Origin of the sequence: Streptomyces sp. NPDC032198 (assembly GCF_040636975.1) — a bacterium.
Lineage (GTDB): Bacteria > Actinomycetota > Actinomycetes > Streptomycetales > Streptomycetaceae > Streptomyces.
This window is the reverse complement of the sequence record NZ_JBEZVL010000023.1, coordinates 18,274-44,439: the sequence shown is the minus strand read 5'-3', so window position 1 is coordinate 44,439 and position 26,166 is coordinate 18,274. Positions and strand designations below refer to the sequence as shown.

Here is a 26,166-nt window from a genome sequence, read left to right as displayed (position 1 = left end):
CGTGGCGATCAGCGCCAGAAGGGCCGCGAGGGTGGCGACGGCCGCTATGAGGCTTGCGACTATCACCGAAGCCCAGTCAGGCACGAGCAGCCTCAAGGAGGGACGCTGAGGCAGACGCGGGTGCTGGACGTCAACCTCCGTTCGGCATTGGGTGTAGCTCCTTTGGAGGGACGGCCCCATCAGCACAGTCCAGCGGGTTCATAAGTGACGCGTGACCCCTCCGGCCATATCGATCGGGCGGAGCTCCTCAGCGGCGGCCTTCAAGCTGGTCTTGACCGCAGCTGGGGCGACCGGCCTGCGGCACTCACTTACCATATATCTGCGCCTTGCCCGCCTCGATTAGCGCAACGCCAGCTCATCGCCGCCCCTCCGAAGGAACTACGCCCAACGCTCTTTCAGGGCTCCAATACCGCGAGCCATTCCTCGAGCAGGCCACGAGTACGGCTGATCCGAGCGTGATCGTGAGCCATTATTCGTTCCTCATCAGCTAAGACTGCCGCGAGTGCGTTCACCGCGTCAGTGGTCTCCCCCGCCTTCCATCGGTAGGAGGCGAGGAGCCTTCGCGCATCAAGGACCTCTGGGTGGTCGGGGCTGAACAGCCGTAACTTTCCCGCCAGAATCTTCTCGTACTCGGTTACGGCTGCCCGCTCGTCTCCTGCGGCTGCCCGGGCAGCCGCGAGGTGTGATCGGGCGGCGAGCGTGTTGTGATGGCCTGAACCTCTCAGTCGTGTCTGGTCTCGTACGAGCTGCTCGCCGTCCGCTATCGCGCCGACCGCGTCATCGGCTTCTCTTCGCCAGTGCGCGAGGAGGTGGCGTGTGCTGAGTGTGTCGGAATCGTCGGGCCCGAGGGCTAGTTTCTGGTCGGCGCGCACTTGCTCAAGTGCGGTCACGGCCAGGGGCGCGCCTAGGGTCTCCCCGCACCAGTGCGCCAGGAGGTAGCGGGTATGCAGGGTTCGCGAGTGGTCGGGGCCCAGCCATTGCAGCATTTGTTCTGACAGCTTCTGCAGAGCGGCCGTGGCCCCGGCCGTGTCTCCCATATGCCCGCTCAGGTGGGCGAGAGAGGTTCGCGCTGCCAGGCAATCGGGGTGGGCAGGGCCGAGGCGTTGGTGGGCGGCGTCGGCTAGGTGCCGGTAGTAGTCCAAGGCAGCTTGCGCTTGGCCACTGTCCCATAGGCTGCTTCCATAACGGCGCAGGATCGGGTGCGCTGCGGTGGTGTACAAGGCTCCTTCGCTGTGCTGGACCAGCACAGCGGCATTGGCCCGAAGCACGTCACCTTCGGCGACGACATCGAGACCTGTGCCATGAGGCCACGCGGCGAGCAGGGCATCGGCTGCGGTGCGGGCGAGCCGGCCGTAGCGGTCGGGGGCCAGGGGGTCGCGGACGGTGCGTTGGATGAGGTTGTGGACCCGCACCGTTCGATGGGTGCTGGTGGAGCCGGGGTCGGTGGTGATGTCGAGCAGGCTCAGCCGGTGCAGGGCCCGCAGTGCGCCGACCGCGTCCTCGGCCGTGACTTGGGCCGGGATCTGCTTCTGTTCGTGGGTGGTGCGTTGTTCGGTGAGGTGGGTCAAGGCAGGCGGGCTGGTCAGGACGGTGATGGGGATGCCGTTGGGATCGAGCATCGCGGTCAGCTGCAGCATCGGGCGGGCCAGGCCCGCCGGACGGAGGTTGTTGGCGCGGTCGATGGACAGGAACCAGGCGGCCGCGACGGTGGCGGCCTGGTCATCGGGCAGGGCGGCGGGCTCGGGCAGGACGTCGTCCAAGGGGCGGGCTCCGTCGGCCAACTGCTTGCGGTAGGTGACGCACTCCGCCCGGGTGCAGGGTTGCGGGCAGGAGGACGGGCAGCCGATCGGCAGGAAGCCCGCCTGCGGATCGGCCTCGTTGAAGCGGGCGTTGTTGAGATACGCGGCGGCCTGAGCCAGGGCCAGAGGGAAACGGCCGAGGTCGCGGGCTAGGGCATGAATGTGCTCGGGCGGGTCGGTGCGGCCGTGGGCGGTCAAGGCGGCGGTGAGGTAGGTGCGGGCCTCGGCCTCGGTGAACAAGCCAACCTCGAGGCGGCGGCGTGAACCGCTGGTCAGCACGGCGTCCCGGCGGCGGGTGGTGACCAAGGTCTGGCCGAGAGGGTTGTCAGCGGGTGGCCACAGGGACCGCAGGTCGGCGGGGTCGATGAGATCGTCCAGCACCACCATCCACCGGCACCCCGTACTCCCGCTGCCGATGGGGGACGGTTTGGGCTCCAGCCAGGCCAGAAACTCCTCCGCGGCCTGTTCCGGGCGGTCGGGGTCGGCGCCGAGCACGATGGTGCCGGCCGTGGCATAGGAGGTGATGATCGCCTCGCGGGTGGCGGCGGTGACCCAGACCAGTAGGTCGACCCGTCCGGCCTGCCAGGCGGTCCGGGCGTGATGGGCCGCGAGCTGCGTCTTGCCGACCCCTCCGGTCCCCGCAAGGACCTGACACAGCACCGCCGTACCACCCTCGGCCACCGCCGCGCCCAACGAGCCGACTGCGCCCCGGTTCTGGAAGCAGTCCGCCTGCCGAGGGATCCGGCCCACCAGGTACGGCCAGGACACCGCGGCACGCGGCGCGGCGTAGTGCTTCACCGTCTCGGCGCGGCCGACCACCATGCTGTGGCCCTGTGCGAAAAGCGAGGTCTGTGCCGTGATGTTCGGGGCTTGACTGACACCGGGTGCGGTCAGCCCAAATTCGGGCCCGGCGGCGGAGGGTTTCCGATGGCCACGTCCCCCATGCGCAGACCGGTTACTGAACCGTGGTCGGCCTTGAGGTCGACGCTCCCGCCGATGGCGATCCCGTCGTCAGCGGCCGAGACACCGCTGGTGGCCTGTTGGGCCAGGGCCACCAGTTCGCGCAGTTGCCCGGCTGTGTCCTGACGGTCGGGCTCGTCCAGTTCTTCGAGCAGGTCCTCGAACCGGGTCCGCCAGGAGGCCGCCACCCCAGCCCGTACCGAATCGGATTCCTCAGGGGTGGCGCTTTCGAGTTCGGCGGCTGACCGGTCAAGGCGGTCCAAGGCCCCTTGGTTGACACTTGATGGGCCGCCCCGGCCAAAGAGGCGGGCTACTCGTACCTTGAACCCCGCCCACGCATCTGTCCCGGCAGCCGACACCACTGCCGCACCGGCCGTCGAAGCCAAAGCAATCAATGCCTGATCCAACACGAGATCCCCCTCAGAGCGGCCTTCCACACGGCCGCGGCCCCCGTACCCCTGGGTGAAATAGCGTATCCACGGATGCACATTCTGGGACCGGGCCCGGTATCTCCTTTCGACGGAGCCGGGACTGTAAGACGTTCGGCCCTGTCTCACATTCGGTGGTGACGCAGAGTGGCATAGGTGGTTGATGTGAGCGTGGAGAGTCTCAACGAGCTTGTGGCAACGGTGTTTTCGGGGATATCCCCGCTGGTCATCGAGGAGGTGGTCGACGAGGGTGAGCGCGTCGTTGTGAGGGCACTGACTCCAGGATCGACTGCGGTCTGCCCGGTGTGCGGAGTGTTGTCGGGGCGGGTGCACGGCTATCACTGGCGGACGGTCGCCGACCTGCCGATCGACGGTCGGCGGGTGGTGGTCGGGCGACGGCGGCGAGGGTGCCAAACACTGGCTGCACATCCTCACCGAGATCAAGAACCGCGGCGTCAGCGACGCCCTCATGCTGGTCTGCGACGGGCTCAAGGGCCTGCCCGGGGCGGTGGAGACCGTCTGGCCGTAGACGATCGTGCAGACCTGCGTGGTGCATCTGCTGCGGAACTCCTTCCGCTATGCCGCCCGCCAGGACTGGGACAAGATCGCGAGGCTTCTCAAGCCCGTCTACACCGCTCCCACCGAAGAGGCCGCTCTGGACCGGTTCGCCGACGTGATCAATATGGACGTCGACACCGGACTGACGTGCGGCGCCCTCACTCACACAGAACTCTCCATCGGATGCGCCATAGCCACCTGGACCTTTCAGCCACCCGCCGACCCCGCTATCCGGGCTATGGTCATCGCGGAGCTCTACCGGCATCGGTCCTCCAACGGCCAACGGGTATGGAAGCTCCGCGCAGTTGGACAGGGCTGGGCCGACGGGCTCGACGGCCTGGCCAGAGCACACGGAGTCGACGTGGGCTAGCCTCACCGCCGGGCAGCCCTCGCAGAACCGGAGCTGAGCGGTCTATGTATCGGACTTCGCCCTACCCGCGAGCCACGCATGGTGGCCGGATTCCGGCTGCGCCTTCGGTTGGGACCCCGAAATCAGTAGGGCGCTGGACATGACGGAACCGGCGGTGCGGCAGGACCTCTACCGGGCCCGGGCCCGGGCCCGACTCAAGCCTCGCTGTCACCTACCCGCCCACCACCCCCAGCGGCCACCCGCTGACCGGCACACGGGCTCCCGACCTCGCCCTCGGTGACACCGGCCTGTTCGCGCTACTGCGCGTCGACCGCCACCTCCTACTGGATCCCACCGGCAGCGGCCGCCTCGCCGGGTACGCGCGCCGAGGACTGCACGTCCACACCGCCGCCCGGTCTCAGCCAGCGGCCGAGTTCACCGATGTCCGCGCCGCTCTCGTTCACTCCGACGGCGATATCGCCTGGGCAAGCGCAGAGCACGACGGCGCCACCCTCACCGCGGCCCTCGCCACCACACACCGGAAGTGAGTCGACGCGCATCCACGCGCAGCGGCTGGTCACGAGGTCTGGCAGCCAGGCAGCCCGGGCGTCGTGCCAGGGCGTGTAGGGGTAGTGGGGGCTGGGCGAGGGGATGGGCGCGGTAGCCCGCTGGTGCAGGTGCGCGCCGAGAAGGTGAGGAACGGCCCTTCCTCCGCCGCTCGGATGCCGCCGTAGGATGCAGGAGAGCCCCGCAGGTTTGCCGACAGCTTCCTGCGGGGCTCTTTCGCGTAGGTGCTCAGGCCTTGTGCGCGGCGACTTCCCGCGCACGGCCCGCCGGCTCCTTCACCGGCCGCGCCCTTGCGTGGGCGCGCATCTTGGTGCGCATCGTGGCGAAATGCTCGTCGCCGCGCGCGGAGGACACCAGCTCGTACTCGTCCAGGAAGCGCCCCCACGACGCGCAGGCCGTGTCCAGGTGCCCCAGCGTGAGCTGCCGCTGGGCCAGGAGCGCGTAGGAGTGGACGCGACCCTGGCGTTCTTGTACGGGCTGAACCTTGATGGAGTCCTGCAGCGCCTTGATGCTGCCGGACAGATCGCGTTCCTCGTAGCGGATGTGAGAGAGATGGAAGAGCCAGGCGGTGCGGTCGTAGCCGCCCACCGCGTCGCGCCGGTTGTCGGCTTTCGACAGCGCGGTGTCGGCCTCCGTGAGCCGGGTATGGGCCAGGCGGCGGTCCTTGACCATGGACGCGGAGTGGGCCTGCTGTCCGCGCAGGAAGGCGACCAGGCGGGGCCCGGCGTGCGGGGCGGCCCCGGCCGCGCTGTCGGCGAACTCCAGCCCCTTCGCGCCGTGCCGCAACGACGTCATCTGCAACGACATGCCTCGCAGTGTGCGGCAGTAGGTGACGTGGCCCCCGGCCTCGTCCGCCAGGGAGAGCGCTTTGAGGTACCAGCGCTGGGCGGCGGCATGGTCCTTTTCGTACACCACCATCCACCCGGTCAGATACGTCAGGTCGGAGGCGGCGGCCTTCATGTCGGCCGCGACCTGCTCGGAGGCCTGCGCCCGCATCCACGGCCCCACCGTGTTCACCAGGAACGCCGCCGCCATCGGCCGCGCGTGCCCGGCGCCGTCCTCATCCAGGATGTCCGCGATCCGTACGGTCGTCCGGCGCACCGAAGCGGCCTGCGATCCGCCGACCCGTGTGGTGGCTTTCCCTGGCGTCACAGGCTCGGCCGCGTGCGCCGCGGAGCCGGTGAAGACGGGCAAGGCCAGCGCCGCCGAGAACACGCCAGCCGCAAGCACGCCACGTCGTGAGGGGTCCATATCCGCCCTTCCCAGGTCAATCAACTCCTCGACAGTGTCGATTGGTTGAGAGCCCGCAGCGGACACGGCGGGAGTCAGACCGGCTTCTTCGTGCGTGGTGGGACGGCCGAGCTTCTCCGAGAGAGCGGCGACGGCTATGGCCCTGACCTGTGCTTTGGACTGATGGCCGCCAATCCACATCGACACGGACTGGCCCGAGTGCGACAGTGTCATTCCGGCGAGGGCGCCGATGCGTTCCCCGGCGCCCGCCAGGCGGTCACGGTAGCCCCGGACGGCCGACGCATCATCCTCGGCGCGGTCTTCCTCACCGGCCTCCCAGGACGTGACCGAGCTGGAAGAGCCGAGAGACCTCGGCGTGGTCAAGGCGGTACGGGAACGCAGCGCGATGTCAGGCGCGCTCGCTCTGCCCTCAAGAAGCGTGGAGAGGGCTGCAAACACATCCAGGCCGTCATCGTTCTCGCCCGTCGGCGGGCCGGCGTCCTGTGGGCGCTCTTGCGCGACAACCGGGTCTGCACCTCCGCCCCGCCGGTCGCGCAGGCGGCTTGTCTTCGTCATTAAGACTCCTTGCGGTTGTTACGCCTCCATCTAGCCGCAACGGGCCCGCCCGTGCGCCACCCGCAAGGGATGAGGGAGGCGCGTTTCGAAGGGATCAGGTGGGCCGTCCCACCGACGGGGCAAGGCTGGTCGGCCTTGCGGCCAAGGTCCGAGTCCGACGAAGGGCGGCAACCCGGCTGGAAGCCAGGGGCCGGCATGGTGCGGGCCGTCTGCGCGCCGCACTACGCTGGCTCCCACGGCCCGCCGCCGATCCGGGTTCCTGATCGGCCCTCAGCTCGTCGGCCCACAACTCATCAGCCCGTTGCTCATTGGCTCAGTGGGCTCGTTCCGACTTCGCCGACACGACGCACAGGGAAGCGACACACGATGATGTACGACCAGGCACGTGCTCAACAGCCGCCGGACAAGGTTCGGGATTCCACTGAACGCCGCGCTCTAGGCCCGGAGTCGCTGCTTCCGACGGACGAACGGGACCGGCTCACCCTGCGACTCCAGGAGGCCCTCAACAACTTCGCCGACAGCCCGCTCGAGGCGCTGGAAGAGGCTGAGGGCATCTTCGATGAAGCCGCCGCCCATCTCGCGAGCTCTCTCGCAAAACGACGGCGCGCTCTCCACGACGGCTGGCAGGACCATGACGCCGAAACACAGTCGGACGAACTCCGGCATGCGATGAGGCAGTACCGAGAGATCACACAGCGGCTGCTGCGCATCTGAGCAGGGGGCGCGCTTCGGCGCCGAGCTGTCAAGCGGTCAAGTGGCCTTATGGGAGGGGCTGTCCGCTGGCATCGGTGTATCAGCCCCCCTCCTGCCCGGGGCTGTGCTGACCCCGAATACGCCCGCGCGGTCCTGACCTGCTTCGCCGAACTCCACCAGTCCCCACGCGATCGTATCGGCTTCGTGAGCCGGTTGTGGTTGTGACATCAAAAGTCATCGTGATTGTTCATGCCGAGAGGCGCTCAGTGGCTCCCCAACACATCGCGAAACGACTCCCGCTCAGGTCTCCACAGTCACATGTCCGAAGAAGGGGGGGCGGTGGCGGGCCGTGTGCCCTGATCCGCACGGGCCGGGCGCGTTGGTGGGCACGTTGGTTCCGGGGTCCTGCAGGGGGTTCGGGTCGCAGGGGGACCCTCTGGCTGCGTAGGCGAGGCAGGGGCCGAATAGCGGATGCCGGGGGGCAGGAGATTGCCGTAGGCCTTCGAGCACCGTGCCACGCAATGAAATTGGTCCGCGTCAGACGGTGACCGGTGCACCGGGGGCGCTCGGACGGCTGACCGTTGGTGTCCTGGGAGGAGGGGGTCGGGGCGGGCAGCGCCCGCATCCTGATCACCGCCTGCCCGCTTGTGAGATCGCTGCTGGTTTTCCCCTTTTTCGCAGGGTGGCTCGTCGGCGGCATCTCGTCGTGGCCGGCGTGTGGTTGCGCCTGGCTGGAATCACGTGGCGTGATCAAGGGCTGACGGGTTGTCAGTGGTGGGTGCAAGCATGGTCGGTTGGGCGGGTAGGCGGTCGACTGAGGGGGTGGCGGTGCCGTATATCGAGTCGTATGTGAAGGGCGACGGAACGCGGGTGCGGGGGCACTGTCGGTGGGCCGCGGGGGCGCGGAAGGACATGGCGGTCCTGGCGATTGTGGGGGTGGCGGCGACAGGCATCGGCGACGGTGGCGCCGACGGGGGGCAAAGGTGGGGGCACACAGTACGCGCCGCGTCCGCGGCAGACGGCGCAGTACCCGATCACGTTCCCCAATAGCGGTCAGCCAAAGAAGCCGGTGCCGGAGCCGTCGGTCTCCTGCCCGATCCGCTTTCCTGCCCGGGGCGGTGAAGGGTGAGGCGGCGGGCGCCCGCCCGTCGGCGGCGGGCGATCAGGCGGCAGCAGCGGCAGCAGGCCCAGGTCGTGGCGGTCCTTATCGCCGGCGCTGCGGCTCTCTGGCTCCTCCTCGCGGTGGTCAACTGGCTGCTGGTGCACGGGTGGGTGCTGCTCGTGCTGGCTCTGTCGGCCGTGGGGGCGGGGCTGGCCTTCGTGCGGCAGCGGCGCCGGCGGGCCCGGTGGCAGGACGTCCAGCGCCAGGCGCTGCGCTACGAGATCGCGCAGATCGACGGACTGCATCACCGGGACTTTGAGTACGCGGTACGGGATCTGATGCGGCGCGATGGCTGCGCGGACGCGCGACAGATCGGCGGCGCCGGGGACAACGGCGCGGATGTCCTGGCCACCGATCCGCTGGGCCGCAAGTGGGTCATCCAGTGCAAACACCGCAGGAACGGGGCGCAGGGCTCGCCGGTGGGCACGCCCGATCTGCAGCGCGTCAACGGCACGGCCCGCCAGCTCTACGGGGCAAACGTCGTGCTGGTGGTGACGAACGGGCGCTTCTCCGTCCGCTGCGCTCCGTTGGCCAGGCAGCTGCATATGCACCTGGTGGATCGCCGGGTGCTGGCGGACTGGGCGGCGGGTTCCCGGCCGCTGTGGGAGCTGGTGCCCAAGGTCCCGCCCCCATCTCGTTCCACACCGCTGAGCTGAGAGAAAACCGCAGGGTCAAAGCGGCGGCAACGGGTGTGAAGCCCGTGGTTGAAGGTAACCCGGCAAAGGTGGCGGGTCCCGCTCAACCACGGGCGATCGAGACACTGTCGGCACGTGCTGGGGGCCGGGTCCTTACGGTCCTCAATGACCTTGAAACCAGTCGTGAGCGGTTTGGCTGCAGGGTGTGCACCGCTGTGCGTGCGGTGAGTGAGGGCAGGTCAATCCGGCGGCCGCGCAGGGGTGCGAAGGCGCCCTGCATGCCGTCCTTGAGGTCCTGGACCCTTTGCGGGCCCCACTGGACTGTCGGTGTTATCGGCCACGTGCCTGAGCTGCGCCGCCGCGTCACCCGCCGCCTCCATGTCCGCAAGGACTTCGCCGGCTTTCTGGCCTAGCTGACTGAAGCCGCCCACTAGTGGCCACGGCGGCGTGCTGGCGGCGTAGGGGCCATCCGTTGACTCACGGTTGCCCAGTTGCCCAGTTGCCCAGTTGCCCAGTTGCCCCGGTGGCTTTGGCGGGAATGCCGGCAGGTGACGGTCTCGACCGAAGCGGCACTTCCGTACGCGACACGTACGGCAAGTGTGCGCCATCAGTACGGTTGGGCCGTAGGGTGTGGGGCGGGAGGTAGTCGATGTCTGAGTTGTTCGATGCGGTCGATGCGCTTGTGGCGTCTCGCGCGTCGCTTCCGTCGGTGCAGGAGCGCAAGCGGCTGCGGGTGGCGCACGGTCTGACGCTGGATCAGGTCGCTGCCGCCTTGAAGGTGCGGCGGGCCACGGTATCGGCATGGGAGTCGGTCAAGAAGCCGACCGAACCGCGCGGTCCGGAGCGTGAAGCGTATGCACGACTGCTCAAGCAACTGGCGGAGCTCTACCCCGCAGCACAGGAGCCGGCCGCCCCGGCGCCCGCCGTGTCCACCGGTGTGCCCGGCCCGGCGCAAGCTGAGCCGGTATCCGCAGACCTGGGTTCCGGGGCTGTAGTCGGGCCTGCGTCTGTGCAGCCGCAGGTCCCCGCTTCGGATCCCGTGGAGACTGCTCCGGTCGCGTCAGGGACGTCGTCATTGGCATCGGCGACGCCCCGCCCGGAACGCACCGTCAGGCCCTCGGCGTCGCGCCGTCCCGGCGCGCGGACGGCGGATGCGGCCAGCACCCCGGAAGGCGGCGTTGATCAGCGGTTCGAGAACGGTCCGCTGGCGGTCGTTGACGTCGATGCAGAGGGTCAGGTGCTGGCGTACTGCGTCGGTGGCCTGGTCCTGGACGTGCCCGCCCAGTGCATCCCGGCCCTGGTGGACTGGACGTTGAAGGAGGCCAAGCTCGGCGCGCCGCGGCTGTCCGGGCCGGGTAAGGATGCCGATCCGCTGATCGTGCTCACTGAGGCTGCCCTGGAGCGCTACGGCCTTCCCGCGACGCTCACCGAGAAGGAACGCCTGGCCGGACGGATCCCGGAGGGCCACAAGGTCATCAAGCAACTGGCTCGCGCCAAATGGCAGTTGACCAAGCGCGGCCTCGGACCGTGGGCGCGGATCTACCGCCCCGCGCAGGGCTCCGAACGCTCCTGCGTGCAGCTGTGCATCCCGGCGTGGGACGCGCTGGACACCCGTCACTGGGGCCAGGCCGGACAGCTGGCGCCGGCGGAACTCGCCCGCGTGCTGGGCGTGTACGCCGCGCGGGTGATGACGCCGCGCGGCTCGACCGCCGTGACCGGCCTGGAGCTGATGACCGCACTGCACCCGCCGACCCGCGCCACCGCACCCGACGAGAACGGCAAGCGCACCTCGGAGCGCAACCCCGGCTCGCTGGGCAAGGACGCCATCGACCCGATGAACTGGCCGCCGTGCGAGGTCCCCGACGGGCACCCGGTCCTCAAGGACCTGCCCCGCTTCCACGTGCGCGGACCGGCCCAGAAGCTGTTCGAGGAGGCCTACGACTGGGCACGGCCGATGACCGATGCCGAGTGCACCCTGCGCCACCTGGTCGGTATCGACGTCAACATGGCCTTCGCTGCCGGCGCCAACGGGCTGACCGTCGGTCTGGGGGAGCCGACACACGTCACAGCCCCCGTCTTCGACCCGAAGCTGCCCGGCTCGTGGCTGGTGGATCTGTCCCACGTCGACCTGTCCCGGGTGAAGGTCGCCAAGGAGTGGGTGGAGCTGGACGGCTCGCTGCTGCCCAGCCCCTTCACACCGAAAGGCGACCGGCCGACGGGTCCGGCCTGGTATGCGACGCCCACCGTCGCCTACGCGGTGGAGCTCGGCTACGACGTCACGCCGCTGGAGGCGTACGTCAGGTACGAGAGCGGCCGCTACCTGGACGGCTGGTACCACCGCCTGCGTGACGCCTACCTCGCCACGATGGCCGACCTCGGCGTCGACGCCGACCTGCCCCCGGCCGGCTTCCTGACGGCGATGGACGGCTACCAGGGCCGCGACCCGCAGCTGGCGATCGTCGTCTCGGCCATCAAGGCGACGGTGAAGGGCGGCCTGGGCAAGCTCCGCGAGCGCCCGCGCGGCGAGGGCTGGCGGCCGGGCGAACCGTGGCGGGCCCTTGCCCGCCCGACGTGGCGGCCCGACATCCGCGCGGCGGTCATCGCCCGCACCCGCATCAACCTGCACCGCAAGATCGTCAAGCACGCGGCGTTCACCGGGCAGTACCCCATCGCGATCCTGTCCGACTGCGTCGTCTACGCCGCAGGCGGCACCAGCCCGCTGGACTTCCTGCCCTACCGGGACGGCAAGGCGCTGCCCGGCGGCTTCAAGCTCGGCATCAACCCGGGCCTGGTCAAGCACGAGGGCACCCAGCCCCTCTTGTGGGGCGAGGAGGTCCGCGAGCGGTTCAACGCCCCCGACCTCAACCTCGCCCGGTACATCAAGGACGGCACCGTCACCGACGCCGACCACGGCGAGTAGGGGAGTACCCAGGCGATGAGCATGTTCGGGGAGGGCCTGGACAAGGCGGTGCAAAAGGCATTCACCCGCCCCACGCCCAAATCAGCGGGCCCGCAGATGCGGTACATGGTCAGACAGCTCGGCGGCACAAAGGCGGTCGCCGACCTGCTCAACATGTCCCAGCGGCAGGTGGAGCGGTACGTGGCGGGCCAGGCCAAAAGGCCGCGCCCGGACCTTGCCGCGCGCCTGGAGCGTGAGGTGACCAAGCGCTGGCAGCCGCAGATCCGGGCCAAGGCGAGGCAGAAGGCGGCGGAGAGCGGCGGCATCGTCATCGACGCCCGCGCCCGCATGGGCTACACCGCGCCGATCGGGTCGTCGGACCAGGACCGCATCCGGCACCTGACCGTCGCCCTGCCGCCCCGCTTCGCCGCCCGCCTCTTCGAGGCCCAGGAGACCGGTGCCAGCGATGACCAGCTCCAGGAGATCGCGGCCCAGGCGCTCAAGGAGGTCTACTTCCAAGACGGCGGCCGCCGCGCCGGCAGCCTGGAAGAGGTCCGCTTCACCGACATCGAACACCTCGAGTTCGACCTGTAGATCTCGAACACCCGCGAGCCCTGTCGACTGCGATGTGACTGAGCGTTCTTCAGTTGGCCACTAAGCTTTTGAGTTGGCCAGTGTGGTACTCAGCAACGATGGGTCTGGTGAGGCCGTCGGCTCAGGGCCCGCTGCCCGCTCCTGTGTCGTTCGAGGGGCGCCACGGTGGAGGCCATGGGACGTCGTGGGCGATCCGCGCCCCTCGGACGCCGAGATCGCAGCGCGCGGCCTTCAGGAAGTCCGTGCGCGCCTTCCGGAACTCGAGGTACGCCTCAGGCCATGTGACGATGCCGGTGGTGGGTATGCCGCGGGCCAGCCACTCGATATGCCAGAGCGCGTGGTTCAGTTTGACGGCGGCGGTATTGCTGTCCACGTCGCCGAGGAGCCAGAGGGCCTCTGCGAGCGCCGATCGGTGGGCCTCTGTTGCTGCGAGTTCCTTAAGCACCTCATCGGTTGGTTCCAGCGGTGTCGGCCCGGTAATGAGGCCCCGAGCGATGGCTAGCCCCGTGTACCGGCTGCTGAGTTGCTTGACGGTATGGGCGTATTCCGCATAGGCGTTGAGACGCCGCTCGTCCCATCGGACGGATTGCTGGCGCCGCCACCGAGCGCGCTCGTTCACGGCGGAGACAGCCAGGGACACCACCGCGCCGATGGCGACACCAACGAGAGGCAGTGCCTGACTGGCGAGACTCATCCTTCTCCCCCTTGAGCGGAACGAACTGCATCCCGAGTTCCTATCCCTTGATGAGGGCAGCGACACGTGAGGCGGAGGCCCATGGATGCTCCGGCGCCTGCTGCCGGCACTCAGGCCGACACCGAGAGGATCAGCGTGGCCAACCGACGCACTCAATGGCCAACTGAAGTGCTCAGTCACACTGCGTATTTCCCCAGGTGGCTATGCGCACCTGGGTCCGGGGTGTCACCGAGTGGGTTTCGTCCGTACCGCAGACCGTTGCGGCGCCCCGGCGATACCGTGATGGCACACGCCCAATGACGTCCCGGGAGCCCTCGATGAGCCAGGAGCCAGCCACCGCGCCCGACCGCCAGCCGCTCGACGCATCCGCCGCCGAATCGGTCCGCAGGTACGCGGCCGACCAGCGCGCGCGGGTCGACGTCCTCGCCTCCGTGCTGGAGGACATCGCCGAACACGGCTACCCCTCGCCAGAATCCGGCGTGCCGTGGGAGACCGCCCGCGACGCCCACCTCGCCCGTCTCGCCGACGGCGAGCCCCGTGTCGCCTGACCACGGTGCGCGGCGCTCCCAGGTCATCCTGGTGGAGCCCGCGCTCACCCAGCTGGCCAAGCTCAACGCGAGCGAGACTCACCGCCTGGACCGCGTAATCGTCGCCATCAGCGTCAACCCGGAGATCGGCACCGCGGTGCCGGGAACCTTGCTGCGCGACTACATAGACGAGATCGACGGGGTCCGAGTGATCTACTACGTGACCGCTTTGCGGACGATCACGATCGTGTCGTACGTCGAAGCCTGACCGTGGAAACAGCAGTGCCCGGACCTGTTTGGGTCCGGGCACTGCAAGCGCTCCCCACAGCCGAGGGTGTGACCATGTCGCCATCGCACGGGGACAACGTGGCGCGGCCTGCTCCCACCAGGGGCCGGACGACGCCGCGTCTGTCCGATCGCGGTCGTAGCTCTCCAGCAAAACGATGGCGCGCAGCCGGTCGGCCACCGGGCAGGCCGGCAGCTTGTTGTCCAGCCCCCGCAGCCGCACGGACAACGGCACGCCCGGGCGGGTGTCCTCGCGGGCCAGGTCCAGCACGGCGCGCATCAGCGTGAACAGCACGCTGCGCGGCGGCTCGGTCAGGGAGATCTCCCGCAGGTCGTTGACCAGGCTGGACTCCCACTCGTCGGCCTCCGACAGGTGCACGGCGAGCACCGACGCCAGAGCAGACCGGATGATCACCCCCAACTGGTCCCCGTGAGGACGTAGTTGGCGACTGGCAGGGACGGCAAGCACCGTTGCCCGGTGTCAGTGCATGCCAGGTGCTCCTGCATCGTGATCCGGGCCGTGCCTGCTGTGGTGTACCGCCTGACTGCGCCCACTCCCCACGCACGGACGTGATGCGGCCAAGGGGCAGGGACAGCCAATGCGTTGAGGTGACTGGGATCTTCTTCCGCTGCCGGCTGGGACCGGTACACGCTCGCAGCGTCGAACTGGGCTGTCACGACGCCGGTGGAGTCCCGTCCGGGCGACGGCGCGGGGTTGGCTCCACGCTGGCCTGGCTGTGGTGAGTGGAATGCTGGGCGTCGGGCTGACCTTCTCTGCCTGTCGGCGTGCTCTTGGGTGTGCTCGGCTGGGGCTGGCATGTGGCCGCTGCGCTGGGAGGGCGCAGGGCCGCGGGCGGGATGGGCCTGGAGCCGGGAATGTTCATGCGGATGCGCATATTCGGCGGCTGGGCCGGCGGGTGCTGATCGTTCTGCTGCTGTCCGGTGGTCGGGGTCGCCTCACCGTGCTCGGGGCAGCTGCTGCCCAGTTCGCAGGCCGCCGGTGGAAAAGCCGGCGTCGGGCGGGGCCTGAAAGCGCGGGGAGTGCCGCGATACGGGATGAATGGCTGCGGGCTCGCCGGTTCGTTCAGGGTGCGCATCTGGTCGGCGTCCAGCGCCGGTGCGGGCGGCCGTGTGGCCGGATGGGGCCATGACCCGATCGCCTTCCGCTGGGGCAGAGGGGGCCGGGCACCCGGCGTGGGCATGCGCAGGAACAGTGTCGGAGTGTCCGCGGCAGAATCGTTGGCCGGGCCTGTGCCGGGCCTGTGCAGCTCAGGCCTGGGAGCGTCGGCGCTGGAGGCGGGGAGATCACCCTCGTGCTGCACACCCCGCGCGCAGCTGGAGCACAATTGCGGTGCCCAGCCGCCCTCATCACTGTAGCCGAAGGAGGGACGGCGGCACTGCGGGCAGGCGAGCTCTCCGCGGCGCTGCGCCTGGTCGATGAGGAGTTCACGGCTCATCCGCGCGGCGGCTTCTGCTTCCGAGGACGCAGGGTCGGGTACATGGACCGTGAGCTTGAGAGCGGGGGTCTTGCGCGAAGTCGACTCCATCTCGCTCATCAGGAGCTGCAGGTCCCTGGGCGTGACGCGGTCGTGGCGGGTCCACTGTGCGGTGTCGGGTCTGCGTGAGCGCAGCCGGCTGCTTCGGCGGTCGGCGTCCGCACGGTCCCAGGCCTTTGTCCACTCGGGCAGCTCGCTTCTGCGGACGTTGCAAGCCTCGGCGAAGGCAGCGACGAATGTCCGGCTCGGCGTGGAGCTGCCTTTGAGGACCCGTCCGACGGTGCTGTGCGGCAGCCGCCCCACTCCGCCCAAACGGGCGTCGAGAGAGCGAAGGGGCGGCCGCCCGTCGTCGTGGTGGAGATCGACGAGAGCGGAGTGCAGATCAGCGAAGTCCTTGACGACGCTGATGTGCACTCCAGTGTGGTGGCCGCTGAACACGCCCTGAGTGCGGGCCTCGTCGCGCCGGGCGTGCTTCCACAGCCGTTCGGCGTCTTTCGTGCTGAGTCCGCAAGCCGCGGCGTAGGCCAGGACCACGGCCGGGTTCTGCGGAACGCTGCGCCCGGAGGCGGCGCGCGCGAGGGTGTCCGCGCTGTACTCGGTACGAGAGGCGAGCTGTTCGTAGGTCAGAGCGGCATTAGCCCTGCCTTTACGCAGCCACTCCACCAGAGCCAGTAGCGACCGGCTGCACCGGGGGATCGGGTTCTCGCGGCGCGCCATCGGACGGTCAGGCCTGTGCGGGCCGCGGCGCGGTGGTACGGCCGCGCCGCAGCCTCACCAGGACGCGGCCGAGGGAGACGGCCTCGATGACCAGGACGAGTACGCTCACGGCCGGCAGACCGGCGGCGGCCAGGGCAGCCGCGACGATGATGATCACGATGAGGACGGCTGCCTCGGGCGTAGCAAGAGGACGCGACGTGCCGCACGTTGCATGGTTGTTCAACTTATCGCCTAACTGTTCGCTCGGGACTCAACTACTTGTACTGCGGGCTCAGTTGATGGTGCCGCGGGTTGTGCTGGTGATGCACCGGTCGGTTGCCGCCGCCCGGGTGGTTGATGTTGCAGCATCCCGGCGCCCAGCACTATCCGCCGGGCACGCAATCCGCAGATGTGTCCCTTTGCCGGTCTGGCCCCGCTGCGACCCTCCGGCGGGGATCGTGCCTGTTCAAGGAGGGTCAGGCGGGCCTCTTTCCGCAGTTGTGTCCCACCTTTCGACCACCATGATCGTCACCGAGGGTGACAATCCGCAGGAGTGTCCCGCGATCCACTACTGCTTTCGGACATGCCGGAACGCACATCTGCGCAGCTCGGGAGGGGAATTGACACCCCAGTTTCCGCGCCAGCGTCCCAGCCTTGACCTTCGCGCCGACATGCCTGATCTTTGTGCGTGCCTGACTGCACGGCCTCACGGCCACCAGCGGGCTCTCCGAAGTACTGCGGGCAACACAGTCACCCAGGAGACAGAGCCGCCCCGTTGCCGCGGGACAAGCTCACCGTTCTGGCGCCGCCCATAGCGGCGCCAGAACACTCCTTGCCCACGCCGGCCCAGCGGCTCACGAAGACTCCCTGGCATACCTCTCCGCAGACACACATCTGCGCAGTGCCTTGGTGGTGCCCGTTCCTTGGCACTCGGTGGTGCTCAGTGGTGCTTGTTGGTGTCGTACGGGTCGTGATGTGAGGGCTGCCGGAGAGCGATGACATTCCCGAGCCGGCCGGAGCCGTTACCCGCCTGACGGAACGCGGGGAAGAAAGTTCGGCCGCTGCTCCCCCCTGGCGGGACGTACGACTGTCCGGCCTTTTCTTGCAGGTCAGGGCCGTGTGGCGTGGTCTCCATGATGGATATAGCGATCATTCGAGCAGGCCAGATGTACCGCTACTACCTGCGCCAGGTCGTCGTCGGCGACGGCCGCCGCCCGGCCCGCACGCCGCTGCGCGAGGCCCAGGAGGAGGCCGGTGTCCCGGCGGGGCGATGGATAGGCCGCGGCCTGGCCGTGCTCGGGCTCAGCGCGGGGGTGGAGGTCACCGAGGCGCAGCTGCAGAACCTGTTCGGCGAGCGGGGCCGACACCCGTACGCGGACCGGATCGAGGCCGAAGAGCTCGCCGCGGGGAAGTCCCCGGAGCAGGCGTTGCGAGCTGGCGCTCTGGGGCGCCGGGTGGACGTCACGGGCTTCGATCTCGTGTTCCGGCCGCAGCCGACGATCTACCTGTTGTGGGCGCTGGGGGATGAGGAGACGCGGCGGGTGATCGAGGCCGCGCACGACCGTGCGATCGAGCGGGTGCTGGAGTGGATCGAGGACGAGTCGGCGGTGATCCGGTACGGCAAGGACGGCATCTACAGGGCCCGGCCGCCCGGCGATCTGGTCGCGGCCCGCTTCCGTCACTACGAGGCACGCTCCGGGATGCCGCTGCTTCACGATCATGTGCTGCTGTCGGTGAAGGGGCAGCGTCTGGACGGAAAGTGGGGGTCGATCCACTCGGAGATCGTGTTGGAGAACACGGTCGCCGCGTCTTCGCTCTACAACGAGGTCGTGGCCGCTGAGGTCTGTGAGGTGCTGGGGCTGGCGACCGAGCCGCGCACCGTCTCCGCGGGCCGCCGCCCCGTCATGGAGATTGCTGGTGTGCCGCACGAGCTGATCCGGTGGACCGCCAGCCGCGGGGGGCAGATCGCCGCCTGCCTGGTGGACCTGGAGCACGAGTACGTCACCGCCGTCGATGACGAGGGCGAGTTGAAGTACCTGTCCGCGGTCTCAGAGCGGGCTCGGGTGGAACTGATGCGGATGGCCGCCCACAAGACCCGACCGCCCAAGAAGAAGGCCCGGGCGCTCGCGCAACTGCGCGCTGACTGGAAGCAGAGCGCGATCGATACCTCCAAGGTGGCCGCCGACGTCATCAACTCGCTCCTCGAGCGCGCCCGCGCCGCAGCCGTCGCGATCTGGGCCCGGGTCGCCGCCGTGGTCGACGTCGCCGCGGTGGTGTTCGTGATGAACGGCGGCGGCCGGTTCCACCGCCGGCACCTGCTCGCCGAAGCCTGCCGCCATCTCGCCCTGGTCCTGCGCGGCCGCCGCCGCGACCCCGGCCTGGACGATCAAATCGTGGCCGCCGCCATCTCCACCCACTGCCTGGACATCAGCGAGCCGAAGACCGTGCGCGGCCTGGAGGCCGACTACCGCCTCTACACGGCCCGGTGGGCGCTGTCCGATCTCGTATCTGCCCGGCGCCCGCCGACCGCTGTCCCCGACCCGGACCGACTGCCTCCGGCCGACCCCGGCGCACCGGCCTTGGCCGATCCCCGGCCGCCGGGACAGGGGGCGGGGGAGTGGGAGATACCCCGCGTCCCGCTGCGCTACGACCGCGCCGTCCTCGCTGGCGCGGCGCTGCGGGCAAAGCTGCGCACCACCGTCGTGCGGGGCCGGGGGTACGACGTCGCCGCGCACCAGCAAGCCGCGATGCCCGAACTGCTGCTCGCGGGCCAGGACGCCAACCCCGACCGTCCGGAGACGGAGGACAAGCCCCGGTCGGTGGTCGACGTGGCGGCGCTGCGGGCCCTGAAGGCATCACGCACGGACGTGGAGGCCCTGGACTTCACCTCCGAGCAGCTGCGCCGTGTGACGGACGCCGTCACGAAGGCCGTCGACGGAGCCGCCGCGAGGACGAAGAAGTACGCCAACTCAGAGGGCGCCCCCGCACCGCGCCCGGCGCGCGAGGATGACCAGCGGGCCCACCGCCCCCAGCAGCCGGACCGACACCGCGGGCCAGAAGCCGGCCGCTGATTGGCTGCGCAATGCCGAGCATCCACCGGGCACGTACCGAGCCCGTCCGTTGAAGCCGTCACTCGGACGAATGAATGAGCTGCCGTGGCGGCCCGTCAGTTGTACCGGCGGGCCGCCACGGCAGCAGACTGCTGGGCGGCCCTCTCGGTGGGCCAGCATCCGCAGGGCGCTCTCCGGCCAGACGCCCTCATGCATTACCGGCGGATGCGAAGGAGCCAGGCCCCGACCTCATGCCACACCGCGCAACCCGCTCGCACCTATCTGTGCGTACCGGGGCCGGACGGTCCGCAGTCAGGAACGCTGATGAGCCACGGCGACATTCTTAACCAGAAGGCCCGCTACCGTGCCCGATGTACTGGCCTCGGGCACCAGCCCAGCCTCCAGCACCTCCAAGCCCTCCAGGTGCAGGAGCCGGTTCCGGCAGCCGTCAGCCGGGACCAGGCCCGCCTGGAGGCAGCCGTGTTCGAGCGGCTGGGCGGCACGACCGACTACTGTGCCCATCCCGCCGGCGTCGCCCATGTCCGCCCCGGCGCCGACCACTTGGTCGTGGAGCTCGATCCCAAACTCGGCCCCGAGCACTCCCTGCCGGAGCACTCCTTGCTGTCTCTCCTGCCCACCCAGTACACCGGGCCTGACGAAGACGAAGGAGCCCCGGGAGGCATCGCCGGGATCAGGCTTCTCGGGATCGACGCGGCCGGTCTCCACCTCGGCCTGGTCGGCACCGACGCCCGCGTCACCCTCACCGGACCGGCCCCCACACAGTGGCGGACCATCGTCTCCACACACCGCACCTCATGCCACGACGGCCGTCTTGTCCCCCTATGGGACGCGCCCGCGCTGACCTCGTTCGAGTCCGACTACCTGGCCGCAGACCACGCCTGCCAGGAGGAACGAGCAGACCACGCGTGGGTTGCCAGCGGCCTGCTGCGCCGCATTGCCCTCTTCCACACCGTGATCAAGCCGTACTGCGTCAGGCACTGGCAGCACGGACTGGGCTGGAAGTTCGAGCTGCGCTACGAGCACGACGTCCCTATGGACCATGAGGCGCTCCTCGCGTACCTGACCCACCCGGTATGGGGGATGCCGCTGAGGGCCGACCGTGAGCACTGCGTGTGCAAGCCGTGCGACTGCGACCAGGGAGCAGAGCGCAACTGCTGGTACACCCTCGATGCGGGAGGAGGCCGTCGCGGCGAGATCGGGATCCACTTCCGGCGCGCCCGCGTCGGCCGCGACACAGGGCAGGAGTGCGGACGGCTGGTGGGAGCAGGCGCCACCCCCGACTGGCTCGCACAGGCCCTGCCGTCCCACTACCAGCGTTCAGCCGCATAGAACGCACCCCCGGCCATCGGGCTGCACCGCGGCGAGAAGCCGGCCGCTGAGGGCACCCGGTGCGGTGCACTCAGCGGCCGGTGCACACCGACGAGTGCACGACATCACCGGTGACGATGTCGTGCGTCCACCCGGGTGCGCACTGCCGTGTTTCTCCTTGACCGTGGCCGGGGTCAAGGAGAAACGCACCGAACTGTCGGAACTCGATGCGCGGCATCCGGTGCGGTCGGTGCGTACCGAGTGCGCGGGGGAACGTAGGCATGGAGCGGGGATGTACGAAGCGGTGCTCGTGTGTCGTTGGGAGGCGCGGCGTCTGTGACCTGTGGTGGTCGGGCCTACCGCGCCTGCTTCAGGCTCTGTGGTGGGAGTCGACCATCGGGTCCCGCCGACACCCGTACTTCACCACCCTTGGTGGGGTCGATGTTGGGCTGACGGTGCCGGTACCGGCGTGCGTCCCAGGGTGGGTACCGACGTAAGTACCAGCGTGGTTGGGCAATCGGAGGCCTTTGTGCTGGCCAGGGGCGGTTGACGTCTGCTGACACCTCTTCCACCTTGCAGGGAGAGGTCCTTCTTCCCTGAGTCCGGGGCGTGGCGAGCCAGAAGCGATGGGCCGGGCATGCAGGGAAGCGCCCCTTGTCCACCGTGGTCGGTCCGGCCACAAGCCCGACTCTGACCCCCCTTGTCCAGCTCTGCAACCGCCCGTGTGAGGCCGCGTTTCTCCTAGACCAGGTTCGCTACCGGCCGCCGTCAGACCGCGGTCAAGGGGGGGGGCGTACACGCTGCTGGCTCAATCGCCGACCCGGCCGGGTCGGTCCGACGCGAAAGAGATACGGCGATGACGGCACACCGACCAGCAGCCGGCCCCCGGCATGCACGTCCCGACCATGAGGCCGACCAGCACTGTGGCGTCCGAAGCGCGCCCCTACGGCGCTCACTTCGGACGTCACTTGGGAACCCCCTTTGGTGCCGGACATCAGGAGAGAGGGAAAACGCCCTGGCCACACCGCAGACTCGGGCGCCTGCCGCGTCGTCACAACCCTCTTCTCTCCTCTTGTACTTGGTGGGGATGTCAGTGGAGGAGGAGAGCATCGGGTTCGGGGGCCCGGTGCCTTCTGCTGCCGCAGGCCGGCGCCCGGCCGGTGGCCTTGCGCGGCATGTGGAGGGACGGGGCTGATGGCGGGGAAGCGTAAGACCAACCCGGCGGGATCGACGAACAATCACCGCGGCGATGTGCTGCGCGTGCTGGGAGCGTTGAAGGTGGCAACCGCTGATCAGATCCAGCGGATCGGCGCGCCACACCTGAGCTTTAGGCACACCGACAAGAAGACCCCGTTCGAGCGGAAGACCGCACGCAACGCCTCGCACACCGGTGCGCTCTCCGACATGCGTAAGCACGGCCTGTCCGAGAACGGCGGCTCCACTACGACGGGGGAGAGGCTGCGAAACCTGACCCCCAAGGGCCTTCAAGCCGCCTCCTACGAACTGCGGCGCCCGGTGACGGAGATGGGCTCCACCGCCCGCGGTGCGGGCTCCAGCGGCGCCTCGCATCCCATGGCCGTCAACGAGACCGTGATCGCGATGCTGCGACCGAAGCCGAACCTCGCCAAGCTCACCGAGGACCCGCCCGAAGTCCAGGCGGCCGCCCAGGCTGCCGTCGACGCACCCGATGGCATCGGCTCCATCGCCTCGTACTGGACCGAGGTGCCGCTGCCCGCCACCGGCTCCTGGAACGCGCCCGGTAAGGGCGGCGCTCAGGCCGACATCGTGCTCACCGCCCCGCAGGACGGGGTGCCGCTGCTGTTCATCGAGGTCGACAACTGCCACGAGACCGCAGAGGAGCTCGCCGCCAAGCTGGAGAAGTACGCCCGCTTCTTCCGGCGGAAGGTGAAGGACACCGACGGCACGGAGCGCCCGATGTGGCGTACGCGCTGGACCGTCCCTGAGGGCCGATACGGCGATAGGCCGCATCCGCCCGTTCTGCTGGTGTTCAACCACCTTGGCGCCCGCGACCCGAACAGAACTGTCCCGCGCCTGCAAGAGTTCACCCGCCCTCTGTGGCAAGGGGAGCGGCACGAGGACCACCACCTCTACGGCCACAAGATCCCGATCATCGCGACAGGGATGCGCAACCTGCGCGAGCACGGCCCGGCCGGACCAGCGTTCCACCGCTTCGGCCGCGACCACATGTAGCCCCTCCTGGAAGCGATCGGCAACCCCCGCCGCGAGACAGCCGACACACGAAGGCGGGCCGAGCACGAGGCCCGCAACCGCGAGCACCAGGAGCAGCTGCGTCGTGCGGCCGAGCAGCAGCAGGCCGAGCGGGAAGCACGCCGCCCCCTCTGCGTGAACTGCGGTACGAAGTTCACCGACGAACGGTGGAATGCTACGGAGCCCGTCGGGTGGGATGCCCCACGGGACACTCACCGGCACCTGTGCGACGCCTGCAAGCAGCAGGTCCTCACCGCCGAACGCCAGGCCGACCAGGCCGCTCCGGAGCACCAGGAGCTGGACCAGGTGGTGCCCGAGCCGCGGGCTGAGGGCGGTTGGTTCTCGCAGTTCCGTACCGGCTCCGGGTAACCGCGCGGGCGATTACCCACTTTGGGTAATCGCCCGCCATCTGACCTCTGACCTGCGGTGGTAGCTCCTACCACCTTCGACTGGTTTACGCGGTCGGCAACGGCCCGGCGGTTCGGATGTGATCGGCCTCGGTTACGAGGCTGGCGTCTCGATCCAGAAAATCTTGGGATCGGAGGCAGCACTTTGGGCGGGCCGTTCGACTCTGTGATGTGAACACTCTCGTAGAGCACGGGGCCAGCCTGCTGGGGCCTGTCCTTGCGCAGTCCAGGTGGTGGGTGGCGTTGTGTCTACTCCCTGCTCTTGCGGGCGCTGCCGCGTTCCTGGCGGAATGGCAGCGCAGGGCCACCCTGATCGCATTGGTACGCCAGGCTCCTGGCGGCACGGTGGTGGTCCAGGAGCGGGGACGAGGGGGGCCTGCCATGCAGGTGCACGTCGGAGCGCCATTGGAAACGGATCAGGGGGAAACCGGTGTGACGCAACAAGGTCAGGAGAAGGGGCAACAGGTCTCCGCTCTATGGGAGCGGGAGGCTAACGGCTTGACCCGCTATGCCATGGTGCGGACCGGCGGGGACCAGGCCGCGGCTGATGACCTCGTGCAGCAGACGTTCATGGCCGCCTTTATGCAATGGAACGAGTCACTCGACAGCCTGGATGCGGAGGAGCGCCGCAACTGGCTGCGCAGCGTGTGCCGACGGAGGTGGATCGACGGCATCCGACGGGAGACCCTCGGGGGCCGACTGCAGGCTGATGTGGAACGGCTGTACGCCCGCGTCAGCCCCGACCCGGCTGATGCGATCCTTGCCCGGGAAGATCTAGATCGCTGCTGGCAGGTGTTCCGCCAACTTCCGCCCAGGCGCAGGGAAGTTGCCCTGCTCTATTTCATTGAGCAGCAGTCTGCGCTGCGTATCGCGGAAATCTTGGGCATCCAGGCATCGGGAGTGCGCAAACACGTGGCCAAGGCCCGGCAAGCGCTGCGCGAGGCTGTCGGGCTTTCGGACGCGGAATCAGTCGAGACGGGCACATTGCGAGAGGGAGAGGGGGAGCAGGAATGACGGACAACGAGCAGAGCCGCGCCATCGAAACCGACCTCCTGATCGGGAACATGCTGCACCAGACAGAAGCCGTGGTGGACATCGATGAGCAGAACCTGGCGCAGCGCAAGAACCAGCTGCTCGACTGGATGGCAGAGTCAACGCCGCCGCCGGTCCAGCAGCCCGATGAGAACCGCGAGAGCCAGGAGAGGGAAGCCCGGCGGATCCGAAGCGAGGGTGATCGGGAGCGCCCGCTCAACGAGGTCGCCTTCCTGACCGTCGCGGAAGTGGCCTCTGTCATGCGGGTCTCCAAGATGACGGTCTACCGCTTGGTCCACTCCGGTCATCTCCCCGCGATCCGTGTCGGGCGGTCGTTCCGGGTTCCCGAGCAGGCAGTCCACGAGTACCTGCTCGAGAGCTACATGGGGAGCATCGAGTCCACCGATCGCCCGTGACTTGGGCTTCCCGGGCGATCCGTTCGCCCGGGAAGCCGGTCGTTGACGTACATGGTCCGCACAGCAGCACCAGCCATCGTGGTCGGCTACCACGATCCTGCGACGGGGGGGGAGCGGCAGCGCGGCGGCCACCATCTTTACGACGGGAAGATCGTCGCTGTCGGACTGGGCAATCTCCGCGAGCACGGACCGGCCGGCCCCGTGTTCCTGCGCTTCGGCCGCGACGACATGGAGCCGCTCCTGGAGGCGATCGGCAACCCGCCCCGTGACGCTGCCGACGCCCGCGAGGCAGAAGAGACCAGGGCCCGTCAGCTGGAGTACCAGGCACAGGTACGGCGGGCGGCCCAGGAGCAGGCGGTGAAGCAGGCAGCCGAGCTCGAGGCCCGACGTCCTGTCTGTACCGGATGCGGGGCGAAGTTCACCGACGCCCGCTGGGAGGCGGTACAGCCGAAGGACTGGGGCGCCTCGAAGGACTCGCACCCGCAGCTGTGCGACGGCTGCAAGCAGCAGGCCGCTGCGGTCGTCGCCGGTCCTGGCACACGGGAGCGCCAAGAGCCGGCGCACAGGGAAGTGGACCCCCTCAACCAGAAGTCCGCCGGCTGGCTCGCGCGTTTGCGCCGCTGAGCCGGGCGCGCAACGCAACGAACACCACCGCCGAGTTGCTCCTCCTCGAGGAGGAGCAACTCGGCCTGCCACCTATCGAGCGCGCAGCCAGAGCGCGGCACCGGCGAGGGAAAGCAGACCGGAGCGATCGGTGATCGGCTCGTAGCGGGCGCCGGGGATCCTGGAAGGGGACTCGGTCAGGACTGCCCCGACCTCGTGGGCGCCGGGCCCATCCGCGAAGCTGTCCCAGGCCAACTCTGGCAGGCCCCGGAGGGCTTGCTCGGTCCACCACGGGCGAATGTTCAACTCGCCCCACAGCAGTGCTGCTCTGGCCATCAGAGCGCTGCGCAGGAGCATGCACGGACGAGGCGCCCAGTGCTGCTCCAGAAGCGCCTCGCTCGGGTGGAGATCGGCACGGTCCCACAGATGCGTATAGCCGGGCTTCCAGTGCCACCGCGTATCACCGCGGAAGCGTTGGGCGAAGTCGCGACGGCTGCCGCCGGGGGAGCGCGAGTCGATGAGGTCGAGGCGCCCGCCGGTGGGCAGGTGCACCAATCGCAGGCGTCGCACTCCGATGCCCTGAAGCCTGAGGCCCGGGATTCCGTGCGGGCCGTGGGCTTCGGTGGTCAGGGGGAGGATCCGCGAGGCGACACGGCAAGCCGTGTTGGTGTGGATGTCGAGCCTGCCAGGGTGGGAGACGACGACATTGACATAGGCGCTCGTGCTCGACATGGATGCGCCGATCGGCGTCTCCAGCGGATGCGAGGCGCGCAGCGTGGTCAGCAGGAACGTGGCCAGAACTGCCTGGAAGGCGTGCTGCGCGGCACTGTCGGCGTTGTCGATCGAGATTCGCCCGCTGCTGTCCCGCACAACGGCTCGACAGTCGGCGTTCAGTTGGTCGAGGAGCAGCTTTCGCTGAGCGCGGTCCTGGGTGTGAGGCGACACAAGGGTC

22 protein-coding genes and 4 pseudogenes are annotated in these 26,166 nt (G+C 69.0%); 19 read left to right on the top strand and 7 right to left on the bottom strand.

What is annotated here, in order from left to right:
* Positions 1–395: 395 nt before the first annotated feature.
* Together AB0E78_RS40155 and AB0E78_RS40150 are read right to left on the bottom strand one after the other, a co-directional pair.
* A complete protein-coding gene (locus tag AB0E78_RS40155) occupies positions 396–2,621 on the bottom strand; it encodes a tetratricopeptide repeat protein (protein WP_361844129.1) in 2,226 nt (741 codons plus the stop codon).
* A 68-nt stretch (positions 2,622–2,689) separates the two neighbouring features.
* Complete coding sequence (locus tag AB0E78_RS40150) at positions 2,690–3,022, bottom strand: hypothetical protein (RefSeq protein ID WP_361844126.1); 333 nt, start codon at positions 3,020–3,022, stop codon at positions 2,690–2,692.
* A 330-nt stretch (positions 3,023–3,352) separates the two neighbouring features.
* Between AB0E78_RS40150 and AB0E78_RS40145 the strand changes: the two are divergent.
* The 4 genes and pseudogenes from AB0E78_RS40145 to AB0E78_RS40130 all read left to right on the top strand — a co-directional run.
* Positions 3,353–3,577 (top strand): annotated as a pseudogene (locus tag AB0E78_RS40145) (transposase family protein); the annotation flags it as partial.
* Positions 3,573–3,842: pseudogene (locus tag AB0E78_RS40140) on the top strand (transposase); the annotation flags it as partial. The pseudogenes AB0E78_RS40145 and AB0E78_RS40140, both read left to right, overlap by 5 nt.
* A 141-nt stretch (positions 3,843–3,983) precedes the next feature.
* Positions 3,984–4,109 (top strand): annotated as a pseudogene (locus AB0E78_RS40135) (TerD family protein); the annotation flags it as partial.
* 248 nt (positions 4,110–4,357) lie between these two features.
* Positions 4,358–4,642 carry a hypothetical protein gene (locus AB0E78_RS40130; RefSeq protein ID WP_361844230.1) on the top strand — a complete coding sequence of 95 codons (285 nt, stop codon included), beginning with the start codon at positions 4,358–4,360 and terminating at the stop codon, positions 4,640–4,642.
* A 247-nt stretch (positions 4,643–4,889) separates the two neighbouring features.
* Here AB0E78_RS40130 and AB0E78_RS40125 read toward each other — a convergent pair whose 3' ends face one another.
* Entirely contained in the window at positions 4,890–6,125 is a 1,236-nt protein-coding gene (locus tag AB0E78_RS40125) for a hypothetical protein (RefSeq protein WP_361844123.1), read from the bottom strand.
* A 195-nt stretch (positions 6,126–6,320) separates the two neighbouring features.
* On the opposite strand from AB0E78_RS40125, the pseudogene AB0E78_RS40120 reads away from it, so the two are divergent.
* From AB0E78_RS40120 to AB0E78_RS40100, 5 genes and pseudogenes are all read left to right on the top strand, one after another.
* Positions 6,321–6,470 (top strand): annotated as a pseudogene (locus AB0E78_RS40120) (IS110 family transposase); the annotation flags it as partial.
* A gap of 366 nt (positions 6,471–6,836) precedes the next feature.
* A complete protein-coding gene (locus AB0E78_RS40115) occupies positions 6,837–7,181 on the top strand; it encodes a hypothetical protein (RefSeq protein WP_361844228.1) in 345 nt (114 codons plus the stop codon).
* Between the two features lie 1,173 nt (positions 7,182–8,354).
* The gene (locus AB0E78_RS40110; RefSeq protein WP_361844120.1) at positions 8,355–8,978 is read left to right on the top strand and encodes a restriction endonuclease; all 624 of its coding nucleotides are present in this window, start codon (positions 8,355–8,357) and stop codon (positions 8,976–8,978) included.
* 628 nt (positions 8,979–9,606) lie between these two features.
* Positions 9,607–11,877 carry a helix-turn-helix transcriptional regulator gene (locus AB0E78_RS40105; protein ID WP_361844116.1) on the top strand — a complete coding sequence of 757 codons (2,271 nt, stop codon included), beginning with the start codon at positions 9,607–9,609 and terminating at the stop codon, positions 11,875–11,877.
* Between the two features lie 15 nt (positions 11,878–11,892).
* Positions 11,893–12,450, top strand: a complete 558-nt coding sequence (locus AB0E78_RS40100; RefSeq protein ID WP_361844113.1) for an XRE family transcriptional regulator — start codon at positions 11,893–11,895, stop codon at positions 12,448–12,450.
* Between the two features lie 121 nt (positions 12,451–12,571).
* Here the strand turns inward: AB0E78_RS40100 and AB0E78_RS40095 are convergent, their stop codons facing one another.
* Positions 12,572–13,144 carry a hypothetical protein gene (locus tag AB0E78_RS40095; protein ID WP_361844110.1) on the bottom strand — a complete coding sequence of 191 codons (573 nt, stop codon included), beginning with the start codon at positions 13,142–13,144 and terminating at the stop codon, positions 12,572–12,574.
* A 317-nt stretch (positions 13,145–13,461) separates the two neighbouring features.
* Between AB0E78_RS40095 and AB0E78_RS40090 the strand changes: the two genes are divergently transcribed.
* From AB0E78_RS40090 to AB0E78_RS40080, 3 genes are all read left to right on the top strand, one after another.
* Positions 13,462–13,692 (top strand): hypothetical protein, encoded by a 231-nt coding sequence (locus tag AB0E78_RS40090; protein WP_361844108.1) that lies wholly within the window; start codon positions 13,462–13,464, stop codon positions 13,690–13,692.
* On the top strand, positions 13,682–13,939 hold the full coding sequence (locus AB0E78_RS40085) for a hypothetical protein (RefSeq protein WP_361844105.1): 258 nt from the start codon (positions 13,682–13,684) through the stop codon (positions 13,937–13,939). Before AB0E78_RS40090 ends, AB0E78_RS40085 begins: the two co-directional genes overlap by 11 nt.
* A 214-nt stretch (positions 13,940–14,153) precedes the next feature.
* Positions 14,154–14,390, top strand: a complete 237-nt coding sequence (locus AB0E78_RS40080; RefSeq protein ID WP_361844102.1) for a hypothetical protein — start codon at positions 14,154–14,156, stop codon at positions 14,388–14,390.
* Positions 14,391–14,630: 240 nt separating this feature from the next.
* Here the strand turns inward: AB0E78_RS40080 and AB0E78_RS40075 are convergent, their stop codons facing one another.
* Both AB0E78_RS40075 and AB0E78_RS40070 read right to left on the bottom strand, forming a co-directional pair.
* Positions 14,631–16,115, bottom strand: coding sequence for a helix-turn-helix domain-containing protein (locus AB0E78_RS40075; protein WP_361844100.1), 1,485 nt, complete (start codon positions 16,113–16,115; stop codon positions 14,631–14,633).
* A gap of 61 nt (positions 16,116–16,176) precedes the next feature.
* Positions 16,177–16,326: a hypothetical protein gene (locus AB0E78_RS40070; protein ID WP_361844098.1), complete on the bottom strand. Its 150-nt coding sequence runs from the start codon at positions 16,324–16,326 to the stop codon at positions 16,177–16,179.
* Positions 16,327–17,281: 955 nt separating this feature from the next.
* Here AB0E78_RS40070 and mobF point away from each other — a divergent pair.
* The 7 genes from mobF (at position 17,282) to AB0E78_RS40035 (ending at position 25,235) form a co-directional block, all read left to right on the top strand.
* Positions 17,282–19,219 carry a MobF family relaxase gene (gene mobF / locus AB0E78_RS40065; RefSeq protein ID WP_361844095.1) on the top strand — a complete coding sequence of 646 codons (1,938 nt, stop codon included), beginning with the start codon at positions 17,282–17,284 and terminating at the stop codon, positions 19,217–19,219.
* Positions 19,220–19,522: 303 nt separating this feature from the next.
* Positions 19,523–20,548, top strand: coding sequence for a hypothetical protein (locus AB0E78_RS40060; RefSeq protein WP_361844093.1), 1,026 nt, complete (start codon positions 19,523–19,525; stop codon positions 20,546–20,548).
* A 1,173-nt stretch (positions 20,549–21,721) separates the two neighbouring features.
* Positions 21,722–22,738, top strand: coding sequence for a replication-relaxation family protein (locus AB0E78_RS40055; RefSeq protein WP_361844091.1), 1,017 nt, complete (start codon positions 21,722–21,724; stop codon positions 22,736–22,738).
* 153 nt (positions 22,739–22,891) lie between these two features.
* Positions 22,892–23,125 (top strand): hypothetical protein, encoded by a 234-nt coding sequence (locus AB0E78_RS40050; RefSeq protein WP_361844088.1) that lies wholly within the window; start codon positions 22,892–22,894, stop codon positions 23,123–23,125.
* Between the two features lie 419 nt (positions 23,126–23,544).
* Positions 23,545–24,177, top strand: a complete 633-nt coding sequence (locus tag AB0E78_RS40045) for a sigma-70 family RNA polymerase sigma factor (RefSeq protein ID WP_361844085.1) — start codon at positions 23,545–23,547, stop codon at positions 24,175–24,177.
* A gap of 203 nt (positions 24,178–24,380) precedes the next feature.
* Entirely contained in the window at positions 24,381–24,611 is a 231-nt protein-coding gene (locus AB0E78_RS40040; RefSeq protein WP_361844225.1) for a helix-turn-helix domain-containing protein, read from the top strand.
* Between the two features lie 51 nt (positions 24,612–24,662).
* Positions 24,663–25,235, top strand: a complete 573-nt coding sequence (locus AB0E78_RS40035; RefSeq protein WP_361844081.1) for a hypothetical protein — start codon at positions 24,663–24,665, stop codon at positions 25,233–25,235.
* 72 nt (positions 25,236–25,307) lie between these two features.
* Here the strand turns inward: AB0E78_RS40035 and AB0E78_RS40030 are convergent, their stop codons facing one another.
* The gene (locus AB0E78_RS40030) at positions 25,308–26,159 is read right to left on the bottom strand and encodes a hypothetical protein (protein ID WP_361844078.1); all 852 of its coding nucleotides are present in this window, start codon (positions 26,157–26,159) and stop codon (positions 25,308–25,310) included.
* Positions 26,160–26,166: the final 7 nt, after the last annotated feature.

What these genes read in the sequence shown, in the direction of transcription:
- AB0E78_RS40155 (WP_361844129.1), bottom strand. Translation starts at nt 2,621, where the DNA reads ATGGTGGTCGGCCGCGCCGAGACGGTGAAGCACTACGCCGCGCCGCGT.
- AB0E78_RS40125 (WP_361844123.1), bottom strand. Translation starts at nt 6,125, where the DNA reads ATGACACTGTCGCACTCGGGCCAGTCCGTGTCGATGTGGATTGGCGGC.
- AB0E78_RS40115 (WP_361844228.1), top strand. Translation starts at nt 6,837, where the DNA reads ATGTACGACCAGGCACGTGCTCAACAGCCGCCGGACAAGGTTCGGGAT.
- AB0E78_RS40105 (WP_361844116.1), top strand. Translation starts at nt 9,607, where the DNA reads ATGTCTGAGTTGTTCGATGCGGTCGATGCGCTTGTGGCGTCTCGCGCG.
- AB0E78_RS40100 (WP_361844113.1), top strand. Translation starts at nt 11,893, where the DNA reads ATGAGCATGTTCGGGGAGGGCCTGGACAAGGCGGTGCAAAAGGCATTC.
- AB0E78_RS40095 (WP_361844110.1), bottom strand. Translation starts at nt 13,144, where the DNA reads ATGAGTCTCGCCAGTCAGGCACTGCCTCTCGTTGGTGTCGCCATCGGC.
- AB0E78_RS40090 (WP_361844108.1), top strand. Translation starts at nt 13,462, where the DNA reads ATGAGCCAGGAGCCAGCCACCGCGCCCGACCGCCAGCCGCTCGACGCA.
- mobF (WP_361844095.1), top strand. Translation starts at nt 17,282, where the DNA reads ATGATGGATATAGCGATCATTCGAGCAGGCCAGATGTACCGCTACTAC.
- AB0E78_RS40060 (WP_361844093.1), top strand. Translation starts at nt 19,523, where the DNA reads ATGAGCCACGGCGACATTCTTAACCAGAAGGCCCGCTACCGTGCCCGA.
- AB0E78_RS40055 (WP_361844091.1), top strand. Translation starts at nt 21,722, where the DNA reads ATGGCGGGGAAGCGTAAGACCAACCCGGCGGGATCGACGAACAATCAC.
- AB0E78_RS40045 (WP_361844085.1), top strand. Translation starts at nt 23,545, where the DNA reads ATGCAGGTGCACGTCGGAGCGCCATTGGAAACGGATCAGGGGGAAACC.
- AB0E78_RS40035 (WP_361844081.1), top strand. Translation starts at nt 24,663, where the DNA reads ATGGTCCGCACAGCAGCACCAGCCATCGTGGTCGGCTACCACGATCCT.